Origin of the sequence: Kitasatospora sp. NPDC017646 (genome assembly GCF_044329365.1) — a bacterium.
Lineage (GTDB): Bacteria > Actinomycetota > Actinomycetes > Streptomycetales > Streptomycetaceae > Kitasatospora.
On the sequence record NZ_JBIRJC010000071.1, the window covers coordinates 10,969 to 21,433 of the forward strand.

The 10,465-nt window shown below is 72.5% G+C and carries 12 protein-coding genes; 5 read left to right on the forward strand and 7 right to left on the reverse strand.

Features of this window, described 5'->3' with window-relative positions:
- Positions 1 to 105: 105 nt before the first annotated feature.
- The 3 genes from ACH4J0_RS40730 to ACH4J0_RS40740 form a co-directional block, all read right to left on the reverse strand.
- Positions 106 to 1,134: a tetratricopeptide repeat protein gene (locus ACH4J0_RS40730; RefSeq protein ID WP_396246251.1), complete on the reverse strand. Its 1,029-nt coding sequence runs from the start codon at positions 1,132 to 1,134 to the stop codon at positions 106 to 108.
- 837 nt (positions 1,135 to 1,971) lie between these two features.
- The gene (locus ACH4J0_RS40735; protein ID WP_396246252.1) at positions 1,972 to 2,847 is read right to left on the reverse strand and encodes an alpha/beta hydrolase family protein; all 876 of its coding nucleotides are present in this window, start codon (positions 2,845 to 2,847) and stop codon (positions 1,972 to 1,974) included.
- 72 nt (positions 2,848 to 2,919) lie between these two features.
- Entirely contained in the window at positions 2,920 to 3,183 is a 264-nt protein-coding gene (locus ACH4J0_RS40740) for a hypothetical protein (RefSeq protein WP_396246253.1), read from the reverse strand.
- 713 nt (positions 3,184 to 3,896) lie between these two features.
- Between ACH4J0_RS40740 and ACH4J0_RS40745 the strand changes: the two genes are divergently transcribed.
- Positions 3,897 to 4,124 (forward strand): DUF6458 family protein, encoded by a 228-nt coding sequence (locus ACH4J0_RS40745; protein WP_396246254.1) that lies wholly within the window; start codon positions 3,897 to 3,899, stop codon positions 4,122 to 4,124.
- A 217-nt stretch (positions 4,125 to 4,341) separates the two neighbouring features.
- Here the strand turns inward: ACH4J0_RS40745 and ACH4J0_RS40750 are convergent, their stop codons facing one another.
- From ACH4J0_RS40750 to ACH4J0_RS40760, 3 genes are all read right to left on the reverse strand, one after another.
- The gene (locus ACH4J0_RS40750; protein ID WP_396246255.1) at positions 4,342 to 5,562 is read right to left on the reverse strand and encodes a cytochrome P450; all 1,221 of its coding nucleotides are present in this window, start codon (positions 5,560 to 5,562) and stop codon (positions 4,342 to 4,344) included.
- Positions 5,559 to 6,263, reverse strand: coding sequence for a tRNA-dependent cyclodipeptide synthase (locus ACH4J0_RS40755; protein WP_396246256.1), 705 nt, complete (start codon positions 6,261 to 6,263; stop codon positions 5,559 to 5,561). Before ACH4J0_RS40755 ends, ACH4J0_RS40750 begins: the two co-directional genes overlap by 4 nt.
- 257 nt (positions 6,264 to 6,520) lie before the next feature.
- A complete protein-coding gene (locus tag ACH4J0_RS40760) occupies positions 6,521 to 7,588 on the reverse strand; it encodes a hypothetical protein (protein WP_396246257.1) in 1,068 nt (355 codons plus the stop codon).
- 97 nt (positions 7,589 to 7,685) lie between these two features.
- Between ACH4J0_RS40760 and ACH4J0_RS40765 the strand changes: the two genes are divergently transcribed.
- The 4 genes from ACH4J0_RS40765 (at position 7,686) to ACH4J0_RS40780 (ending at position 10,032) form a co-directional block, all read left to right on the forward strand.
- Positions 7,686 to 7,985 (forward strand): PadR family transcriptional regulator, encoded by a 300-nt coding sequence (locus ACH4J0_RS40765; protein WP_396246258.1) that lies wholly within the window; start codon positions 7,686 to 7,688, stop codon positions 7,983 to 7,985.
- Complete coding sequence (locus ACH4J0_RS40770) at positions 7,982 to 8,770, forward strand: hypothetical protein (RefSeq protein ID WP_396246259.1); 789 nt, start codon at positions 7,982 to 7,984, stop codon at positions 8,768 to 8,770. Before ACH4J0_RS40765 ends, ACH4J0_RS40770 begins: the two co-directional genes overlap by 4 nt.
- A 71-nt stretch (positions 8,771 to 8,841) precedes the next feature.
- Positions 8,842 to 9,618 (forward strand): polyprenyl diphosphate synthase, encoded by a 777-nt coding sequence (gene uppS / locus ACH4J0_RS40775; RefSeq protein ID WP_396246260.1) that lies wholly within the window; start codon positions 8,842 to 8,844, stop codon positions 9,616 to 9,618.
- 108 nt (positions 9,619 to 9,726) lie between these two features.
- Positions 9,727 to 10,032 carry a hypothetical protein gene (locus ACH4J0_RS40780; protein ID WP_396246261.1) on the forward strand — a complete coding sequence of 102 codons (306 nt, stop codon included), beginning with the start codon at positions 9,727 to 9,729 and terminating at the stop codon, positions 10,030 to 10,032.
- A gap of 39 nt (positions 10,033 to 10,071) precedes the next feature.
- Here ACH4J0_RS40780 and ACH4J0_RS40785 read toward each other — a convergent pair.
- The coding region (locus tag ACH4J0_RS40785; RefSeq protein WP_396246262.1) for an aldo/keto reductase at positions 10,072 to 10,465 on the reverse strand (394 nt) is incomplete at its 5' end.

Consider the following 10,465-nt stretch of genomic DNA (forward strand, 5'->3'; position numbering starts at 1 on the left):
CCGTTTCCCCGCCGACTTCGGTGGCGCCCCGGGCGTGGCGCGCGCGGGCGGCCGGCGGGGCGGCCCGAGCAGCGAACTGCCCGGGGTTCCCGTGCGGGCGCCGCGTCACCTGCGGGCGCTGCGGATCCGGGCGAGACCGGCCTCAGCCGCGGCCTTCACCTGCGGGTCCTTGTGCTTCAGGGCGATCTTCAGGTGGCGCTCGCCGCTCACGAGGTCCCCGGCGTCGACGGACAGCAGGCCGAGGTGGCAGTGGCCCCGGGCCGCGGCCGGCTGGTAGTCGGAGTTCGAGGCGAAGGTGAAGACCTCGATGGCGTCGGCGCTCTCGCCCGCCTCCATGAGCAGGACTCCCAGGCTCAGGGCGCCCTTCCCGGAGAACTCCGGGTCGCCGGATCGGGCCGCGGCGGCGAACTGCGCCCGGGCTCCCGTCACGTCCCCGCGGGCCTGGAGCATGTCGCCGAGGTGGAAGGCGGCCTGCGCGGCGGTCTGCGGCACCGCGGCGTGGGTCGCCTCGCGGTAGAGGAACTCCGCGAGGTCCCGGTCACCGACGCGGTCGGCCATCAGTGCCTGGGTGAGCTGGGCCGGCCCGACGACCTCGGGGAAGCCGGTGGCGATGGCGGTGCCGAGGGCGTCGAAGGCGTCCTGGTCCCAGTCCTGGGTCTCGCGCGCCAGCATCCCGCCCATGGAGAGCGCGGCGCGGGCGAAGGTCCGTGGCCGCCCGGAGTCGGCGATCAGCGCGTACTGGCGGCTCGCGTCCCGGTGGTTCCCGCGACCTTCCAGGCAGAGCCCCCGGACGTAGGCCACCTCGGCCGCCACGTCCGGGTCGGCGACCTTCGCGGCCTTCCCGGCCGCCGACCAGGCCCGGCGGAACCGGCCGCGGCTCAGGTGCACCACGGCGGTCACCAGGTGCCCCGCCGCCTGGGTCTTCGCTCCGGAGGAGGCCAGCGCCGTGGCGGCGACGGCCTCGGCGGCGGCGATCTCGCCACGGTTGGCGTAGCCGAGACCGAGTTCGAAGGCCAGATCGAAGTCGAACCACGGGATGCCGGGCTTCAGTCCCAGCGGGACGGTGTGCGGCGCGGCCAGCATGCCTGCGAGGTCCTTGGCGAACTGCTCGTCCGAGGTGGTGCGGTCCTGCACGGGGCTCCCCTCCCGAAGTGCGACGACACCGCCGGAGGCCCGAGGGCACGGGATCGGTTGGTGCACTCACCCGCCCGGCGAGGTCGTAGCGTAACCCGCCCGGCGGCCGGCGGGGTTGGGAACGCGGATCGGTTCCGGCTCACCCGGCCGGGAACGCTTGCCCCGCGGGACGGCACCGATGGGCGCGAGCAACAGAGCCGCTTGCCACCGTGCTCCGCGAGGAACCGGTCACGGCCCTGGACATCGCGGGCTGTGAGCACCATGTCAACGACACCCTCACGTTCGGACAGCAGTCCAGCATCCGCACCCGGCCTGTTGATGTCTGCGCGGTCTTCAGTCTGCCGGGTCGGGACGACCACGTGCCTCACCGAGGCCATCACCACCTCGGCGTGATGCACAGGCAGACGGCTTGACATCGCTGATTCCACAGAATGATCCGGTTGACGTCGCCTTCGACGACGCCGGAGTTCCGAGGCGGAGTGAGGCCGGCGGTGACCGCGGGAGGTCTCGTTCCCGGTCGTCGGCGCGGACCTCTGGTCATGGACAACGGCTCGTCCCACGTCGCGAAGAAGACGAAGGCACGGTCGGCCACCCGTCCCCGCTTCAACATCCACACACCCCGAACACGCCAGCGGGCTCAGCCAGGTCGAGCTGTTCGTCTCCCCCTGACCCGACGTCCACTACGCCGCGGCCAGTTCGCCTCCTGACGAACTGGCCGCGGCCATCGACACCTTCGTCTTGGCCTGCGACGAACACGACGTCAAGCCCTACCGCTGGAGCTACGAGGCAGCCCGCTCAAAGCCGCATGAGCCCCCGAAGGATCAGCGCGGCGCTGCACTAGGACTGGAAGGCTACTTCCGGATTGTTCGGCGAGGGGCCGTCCAGCAGCGGACTGTGGATGCCCTTCAGCGTCTGGTCGAAGAACGCCGTCACGTACTCGCGGGTGATCCCCACCCCGCGTTCCGGGGAGAGGGGCGCCGTCGGGGACCCGGCCTGCTCCTGAAGCACGTCCAGGTCGCTGAAGCTGAAGTGGTCGGCGCCGGCGACCGTCAGCCACTTCTTGTAGCCGCCGAGGGCGGCCCAGGTCCGCCCCCACACGATGCCGTCGCCGCTGCCGGGCGTGTGGCCGTCGGCCCTACCCAGCATGAGGAACGGCCGGTCGATCTGGCCGGGCATCGGGACCGGGTGGAAGGTGCCGTCCATGTCCACTCCGGCCCGTACGCGCGGGTCGGCGATCATCGTGGCGGCCGCCGCCGCTCCGCCGAAGGAATGTCCGGCCATGCCGATCTCGTGCTTGTCGATGAGGTGTGCCAGGCGCCACGCGGTGGTGCCGTGCGTCAACTGGTCGACCACGAAGGACACGTCCAGCGCGCGGCTGGCGGCGACGGAGGCGAAGTCGAGCGTTTCGGGGTGATCGCAGATCGCGCACGGCGGCGTCTGGCCGTTCGCCAGCGTCTCGCCGCTGTCCTCGTAGGTGTGGCCGACGAGCGCGACGACGTAGCCGTGACTGGCCAGGTCGGTCGCGAGCGAGGTGAGCGTCATGCGCGGGTCCTCGGACGCGGGTGAGAGGACCACCAGCGGATGCTTGCCGCGCTGCGGCCGCGCGCCCTCGAAGGCGTGAGTGGTGACGCTGGAAAGGTTCTGCGGGGTGACGCCGGAGCTCGCCGGTATCTTCGCGTGCTGGATGACTCCGGATGCCTCGGCGAGGGTCATGTAAGGGGCCGGGGTCCCGGTCCCGGGGACGGCCGGGTAGACCATCGTGACGGTCAGTTGGCGGGGCCCGGATTACGGCACCCACGGGTCGGGACGGCTCGCGTCGGTGAGGTGGATGACCTCCTCGCCGGCGGCGTAGGGGCCGGTCGGCGCGGGGAGGGTGCCTTGGAAGGATCGTGTGGGCGCGGTGGCCGTGGCCGGTGCGGTGTCGAACGCGTGCGTGGCCACCGGTGTGGCCGACGGTGTGGTCGTGGCGGCGAACCCGGTGCCGGTTCCGGTGACGAGGGCGGCGAGCGCCAGCGCCGCGACGGCGCTGATACGGCGATTGCGTTTCATGGGACCGACGCTAGGTTCCGCAGCTCCGTATCGAATCAGCCCGTGGATGCAAACGTTCCGGTGTCGTTCGTAGCCCGGCGAGGTACCGGAGTCATCCGCCGGGAGTATGTCGTGCGGCGCGGGGTTCCCTTCGCCGGCATCGTCGAGCGCCACCTTCGTCTTGGCCTACGACGAACACGACGCCACGCCCTACCGCTGGACCTACGACGGCGGCCCACTCAAAGCCGCTTGAACCCCCGAAGGATCAACGCGGCGCTGCACTAGCTAGCGCCGGGACGGACTCGTCGGCCACTGGTTGAGATCCTGTCGATGCGTCAGGTGCGGAAAGTGCCGGAGGTTGCCGGGGCCACGGCCGGCGGTGCCCTGACGTCGGGATCGACGAACGCGTCGTTCCGACCGGGCTGCGTGAGAAGTCGGCTTCACTCCGGGCAGCCCGAGTCGGCGATCACGTGGTAGCCGGGTGAGGTCCCTCCAGGGAGTGGGTGGTGAGGAGGTTCGACAGGCCCATGTGCTGGCCGGAGCCCTTGGCGTACGCGTAGCCGCCTCTCTGGTGGGCGCGCCCGGCCGGCCGCCGGTGGTGGTGGTGGTGGTGGCCTGGACGGCGGCCGAACGGGCGCCGACGGTGCCGGAGAGGTGGACGGTGTAGCAGACGTCGGTGTGATCAACGGACTTGGGGGTAGCCGGTGTCCAACCGCAAGCAGAGGAGTGGAGACATGGGTATCGGCGGCTGCATCCTCCTGTTCGCCGCCGGCGCGGTGCTGGCCTTCGGGGTCGACTGGCACTTCTCCGGCATGAACGTGCACGTGGTCGGCTGGATCCTGATGGCCGCGGGACTGCTGGGCCTGATCACCTACGCGAGCGTCTACCGGCGCCGGCGCTTCATGGGCCGGGCGGGGGCCGACGAGGTCGTCGAGGAACGGCGCTACTACGACCAGCCGTGAGCCGGGGCGGCCCCGGTGGCCCGGGGCCGGCCACGGGCGCCGGGGACCGGACCGCGCGGGCCCGGGCCCGCGCGGTGCCGGAACCCCTACAGCTACTACGAGTCCCACACCGGCCAGCCGATCTCCCGTGCCATCGCGCTCGCGCTCGCACGGCGGTGAGACCCGCCCGTACGCCGCCGTGCGGCGCACGGGGGGGAAGGGGACCCGGGAGCCGCGGCTACCACATCACCGGAAGCCGCTCCGGGATCCGCTTCATGAAGCCCGTTCGCCAGACCAACTGGCTCACCGGGACGGCGAGTTCGAGATCCGGCAGTCGGTCCAGCAGCGTCTCCAGGGCGATCCGGGCGTGGACGCGTCCGAGTGCGGTGGCGGGGCAGTAGTGGGAGCCGCCGCCGAAGGAGAGGTGGTCGGCGGCGTTGGCGCGGTCCAGGTCGAAGCGGTGGGGATCGGGGAAGGCCTCCGGGTCGAAGTTCGCGCCCTCGACCAGCACCAGGACCAACTCCCCCCGTTTGACGTCGACATCTCCGAGCCGCGCGTCGGCGAGTGCGAGCCGGGGCAGGGCGTCACCGATGGACAGGTTCACCCGCAGCAGTTCCTCCACGCCCGCGTCGACCAGGTCGCGGCGGTCCCGCAGCAGGTCCCAGGTGGTGCGGTGGGTGAGGAGGTGGACCAGAGCCATGGTGAGGAAGCCGGAGGTGGAGACGGTGCCGGCGCCGAACATGGTGACGCCGACGGTGGCCAGCACCTCGGCGGTCAGGTGCGCGTAGTCCGGGTCGTCGCGCAGGGCAGCGAGTTCCCCCATCAGGCCGACGGTGGCGGGATCGTCCAGCAGGACGGTCATGCGGGCGATGTCGCGGTCCCAGTTGGTCTTCGCGCCGGCGATCGGGCAGGCCGAGTTCATGAACGCGATGTCCAGGCTCCGCAGGAACGCGGGGCCCTCGTACTGCGGGATTCCGAGGATGCGGCAGTGCAGGCCCGCGGAGTACGGCTCGCAGAACGCGCCGCGCAGGTCGGCCGTGGGACCGTCCTCGACGAGCCGGTCGACGAGCCGCCCCGCCTCCTGGCGCAGCCACCGCACCAGTCCGGGCGTCTTCGGGTTCAGCGCCTTCATCACCGCCCTGCGCAGCCCGGCACCGGTGATGTTGCCCATGTTGTTGACGACCTCGGGAGGGATCGTCAGGGCGTACTGGCGGGGCACGCCCGGCGCCGAGGTGTCCTTGAGCGAGAACCGGTCGTCCGTGAGGACCTGCTTGCACAGCCGGTACGAGGACACCAGCCACGCCTCGTCCCCGGCGATCGTGCGCACCCGCCGCACCGGGGTGGCCGCGCGCAGCTGTGCCAGCTCGTCGGGGAGCCGACTGCCGTCCCGGGAGAACGGGAAGTCGAGCGGGTCGTGGCCGCCGACGGCCGGGGGCCCGGCGTTGGTGGTCGTGGTCATGCGCGCGCTCCTTCGACGGGGGTGACGATGGCGTGGCCCTGGTTGCGGGAGGCGCGCAGGCCGGCGCCGCGGGCGTACAGGAGTTCCGCGAGCGGCAGGAGTTGGTGGTAGCAGTTGAGCGAGGACGGCACGCCGATGATCGCGGGGGTGTCGAGGAACAGCGGCGCCTCGGCGCACACGTACTCCAGGCACACCGCGCGTTGGCGGTCGGTCGCCTCCTGCCCTCGCGCGCTCAGGAACCGGCCCACCAGCTCGTCACAGGCCATGCGGAGGTCGGCGTCGGTCTCCAGGCGGCGCTTCAGCTGCCGGTGGATCTCCTGGTAGGCGGTGTTGGTGCGGAAGTCGGACATGGGCCGCCAGCGCAGCCGCGCCAGGGTCGGGTCCGCCGCCGACGCGGCGTCACGCAGCTTCGCGCGCAGACCTCGCAGGTTCTTCGCCGCCTTCTTGCGGGCGTCGTCGGGGCCGTACCCGTACGCCTCGTACATCTCGGCCACGTGGAGGTCGGTGTAGACGAAGTCGACCTGGTCGTAGTGGTCCAGGCCCCAGGCGGCGAGGTCGTGCAGGCGCTGGGCGGAGAAGTAGCTGTTGCCGGGCGAGACGCCGATCACGGCGTGCGCGCCCTCGTCGTGGATGACCTCGCAGTGGCGCGTGTAGGGCTTCACCCGGAACGCGTCGGCCATCAACGGGGATGCTGTGATCACACGCGTGGTCCTCCCCCGCGCGCTGCTGCCGGACGGCCCCGTGCCCCCGGTGTGACGCCGCGGCCACGTCACTCTAGCCGCCACAGGTGGACACGGACGGTGATCGACGGAGTTTGTCCGAAACGGTGGCCGTGTCCGGCGCCCCGGGGCCCTGACCGGGGGCGGCCGAGGCCCTGACCGGGCGCCGACCGGGTACTTGCCGGCCCCCTCGGCCGTCTGCAGCCGTGCCCGAGTTCCACCTCGGGCGCTTTTCGCCGTCATTCCCGACTTCCGGCCCAGGCCACACCGAAGGCGAGCACGGCCGTCAACAGCGCGCAGGCGAGCGCGACGGCCGCCCACTGCCCGATGGAGTCGACGTGGTCGCCGAACCCGAGCAGTTGCCAGACGGTGTCCCGCAGCGCCAACGAGACCGGCAGTGCGGAGGCGCCCGCGGTGGCCGCGGTCCGGGCGGCCCGTCGCCTCCTCGACGCGGGAGGGGAGGCGGCGAACCGCAGGACGCTGTTGCCGATCGTCACGAAGGCGAAGGTGCCACCCGCGAAGACCGCTGCCTCCACGGTGAAGAGCAGGCTCCCGGGCCAGCCCTCGCCGACGGCCAGTCCGGTGGCGACCAGCACTCCGGCGGTGAGGGCGCCTGCGGCGGCGAGCGGGGTGAAGCGGCGACGCACGAAGCGGAGCACGTCGCGGGTCACGGCGCCGAGCACGGCGTGGGGCACGTCGCCGCGGCCGACCAGCGCGGCGAGTGCGCGCCCCGCGCGCGAGCGTGGACCGGCGAGCAGGTCCGCGATGGGTACGAGGTCGTCCAGCCAGTCTCCGCCCGTGCCCTCGACCCCGCCCACCGGTTCCGGCAACCGTCGGACCGCCCGGCGGTGCAGCAGCAGGCTCTCGACCGTCAACCCGGTGAGCGGCAGCAGTGACGCGATCAGCCCGGGAGTACCGCCGTCCCACGACGCGCGGTCCGCCCGCACGGCTACCGCCGCCCAGTCGGTGGCGAGCGTGGCGGCGACGAGCAGCGTGCACACCAGACCGGCCCTGAGCACCTGCTCGACCCGGTGACGCGGGAGCGGCTGGTCGCGCCGGCACAGCAGCGCCCTCGCCGCGCCGAGCGTGCCGAGCAGCGGGACGAAGAACATGGTGAAGGTCACCACGGTGTCGTACGGATCGTCCTGCCACGGGCTGCCCGCCCGCACCGCACGGACCTGTGTCGTCAGGTAGGCGAACAGGGTGAAGGCGGCGGCGCCGGCGGCGGACGTCATCAGTGCCGCGGCCGCGGCAGGCCGGGCAGGGTGCGCGAGATCGAGCTGATCCCTCGTCAAGTCGTCTCTCATGGAGCGATAGTACACATCACGTAGTACTTGGCGTGTAGTACTTGGCGCGTAGTTCGTGGAACGTAGTATGGTGCCCCGTCAGATCGGAAGGAGCGACATGCAAGCCAACGATGCCCAGACGCTGGTGCTCTGCGCGCTGGCCGACGGGCCGCTGCACGGATACGCCATCAACACGGCGATCGAGGAACTGACCGGGGAACGCCTGGGCCCCGGAAGCCTGTACGGGGCACTGGCCAGGCTGGAGTCGAAGCAGCTGATCGAGCCCCTCGACGGACAGGGCCGCCAGCGCCCGGTGCAGCTGACCTCCCTCGGCCGTGAGGTCCTGGAACGCGAACTGCGCGCCATGGCACGCGTCGCGGACGCGGGACTGCGGCGCCTGGGGGTGAACCCGGCGTGAGCGTCGTCACCCGGAGCCTGGTCAGGCTCTACCCGGACGCCTTCCGCGAGCGCTGGGGCTCGATGGTGGAGGCCGAGGCCCGGGGCGCGGGCTGGAAGTCCTGGCCCGACCTGATCGCGGGCATCGTGGACATGTGGCTGCACCCGGCCCTCTGGCCCGCCGACTCCCCGGTGCAGCGCCAGCGGCGGGTGGCCACCATGGGCATCACGGTCGCGCTCGCCGCCTGGTTCCTCAGCCACCTGGCCGCCGAGCAGGCCGGTCCCCTGCCCGCCGACGGCGTCCGGGAGCAGGTCACGCACGGATGCACCGCCCTGCTGCTGCTCGGCATCGCCCTCGTCGCACCCCGGCCCCGGCCCACGCTACGTGCCGCGATCACCCTGCTGGGCTGGGCGCTGCGCCGCCTGGCCGCACCGGCGGTCCTCGGCGCCGCCGTGGTCGTCCTCGTGCACGGCGGCTTCGACGCGGACGCCTCGCCGCCCACCCTGCGCACCGCCGTGCTCGCCGCCTGGTGGACCGCCCTGGCCCTCGGCGCGATCCAGATCCCCCGCATCTTCACCGGCGTCGGCGCGGACGCCGTCGTGCCACCCGGTACCGGGCGCCTGCGGGTCGGTGTCCGGACCCTCACTGCCGCCAGTGCCACCGGCGGCGCGACCATCCTCGGTCTGTCGGTCACCGGTGACGGCTTCCACCCGCTCGGCGCGGCCACCGGCGTGGGCCTGCTGCTGCTGACGGCGGTGTGCGCAGGCACCCTGCGCGACCTGCGCGACCTGTCGTCGGCCCCGTGAGCCGTGCGGCACGCGCATGACCTCGGCCCGCCGGAGCCGGCCGGCGCGCCGCTCCCCCACTCACTTGGACGGTGCGCATGCCCGACCTGCTCCGCTCCCTCTACACCCGCCGCTTGCGCCGCGAGGTCATGGCGGGCCCGCTTCCCCGGCATGTCGGACTGATCATGGACGGCAACCGCCGCTGGGCCCTGCAGATGGGCATGGCCGACCCGAGCCTCGGCCACAAGGCGGGCGCCGAACACGTCGAGGAGGTGCTCTCCTGGTGCGAGGCCCTGGGGATCAAGCACATCACCGTCTTCGTGTGCTCGACCGAGAACCTCCAGCGCCGCGGCGACGCCGAAGTCGCCTACCTGATGCGGCTGATCGAAAAGGTGGTCACCGACCGCCTCAGCCGCCCGGACGCCCGCTGGCAGGTCCACCTCGCCGGAATGACCGACGCCCTGCCCGACAGCACCGCCCGCGCCCTCGAGGAGGCCGTCGAGGCCACCCGTACCTGCACCACCGGCGCTCACGTCACGCTGGCCGTCGGGTACGGCGGCCGCCAGGAGGTCGTGGACGCGATGCGTGACCTGTTGTACGAGCGAGCCGGATCCGGCGCGTCCCTGACCGACGTGGCCGACACCCTGTCCGTCGACGACATCGACCCGCACCTCTACACCGCCGGCCAGCCCGACCCCGACCTCGTCATCCGCACCAGCGGCGAGCAACGGCTCTCCAACTTCCTGCTCTGGCAGAGCGCCTACTCGGAGCTGTACTTCTGCGAGGCCTACTGGCCCGCGTTCCGCGAGGTCGACTTCCTGCGCGCCGTCCGCAGCTTCGCCGCCAGGCAACGGCGGTACGGCAGCTGAACCGACCAGGAGGCCCTCCGACGACCCGCCACGTCAGGCGCCGGCCCGACCGGTGCCGCGACCTGGAGGCGGAGCTGATTTGACGGACGATCACGCCGCGAGTGACCGTTGCGGCAACCCGTTCACCACCCCGCGGAGTGCAGGGCGGTCGGCGTTCCGCTCGACCCGCGGATCGGCGACGACGACCTCCGGTTCCGCCTGGCCGACGGCGGCGCCGACCTGGTGATCACCGACCGCGCCCGCCTGACGAGGGCCCGACGGGTGTCCGCGCTCTTCCTGGGCCGGCCGGAGGAGACGGCCGTCCCCACCCTGCACCTGTGCCCCGGCGACGTCCCGGGAGACCACTACTCGATGCTCGGCGAGCACGTGGCGACGGCGGCGGAGGCGATCCGAACGTGGCTCGCCCCGCGGTGAACCGACCGCGGATCGAGAGCCGTCGCTGACGGCCGGCCGTCAGCGACGGCTCTCGATCCGCAGGCCGCCCGTGGTCACCCGGCGGATGTGGTCGCTGGCCAGCACGTCGTGCGGCTGGCCGAGCTCGATCGCGCCCACCGCGTCCAGGCGGGCCAGTTGGGCGGCCGTGAACTCGACCTCCAGGGCGCCCAGGTTCTCCTCCAGCTGGGCGGGGGTGCGGGCCCCGATCAGCGTGGTCGTCACGCCCGGGTTCCGCAGGGTCCAGGCCAGCGCGACCTGGGCCGGGGTGCGGCCCAGCTCGGCGGCGACCTCCCGGGCGACCCCGGCCACGGCCAGGCTTCGTTCGGTGAGCGTGCCCAGGGCGAGGTTCACGCCCCTGCGGGTGCCGTCGCCGGTGCCATCGCTGCTGCCGGTGCCCGTCGCGGTCACGTCG

Excerpts from the sequence above, each read along its gene's own strand:
- ACH4J0_RS40745 (WP_396246254.1), top strand. The coding sequence starts at position 3,897 with ATGGGTATCGGCGGCTGCATCCTCCTGTTCGCCGCCGGCGCGGTGCTG.
- ACH4J0_RS40760 (WP_396246257.1), bottom strand. The coding sequence starts at position 7,588 with ATGAGAGACGACTTGACGAGGGATCAGCTCGATCTCGCGCACCCTGCC.
- ACH4J0_RS40735 (WP_396246252.1), bottom strand. The coding sequence starts at position 2,847 with ATGACCCTCGCCGAGGCATCCGGAGTCATCCAGCACGCGAAGATACCG.
- ACH4J0_RS40740 (WP_396246253.1), bottom strand. The coding sequence starts at position 3,183 with ATGAAACGCAATCGCCGTATCAGCGCCGTCGCGGCGCTGGCGCTCGCC.
- ACH4J0_RS40750 (WP_396246255.1), bottom strand. The coding sequence starts at position 5,562 with ATGACCACGACCACCAACGCCGGGCCCCCGGCCGTCGGCGGCCACGAC.
- ACH4J0_RS40765 (WP_396246258.1), top strand. The coding sequence starts at position 7,686 with ATGCAAGCCAACGATGCCCAGACGCTGGTGCTCTGCGCGCTGGCCGAC.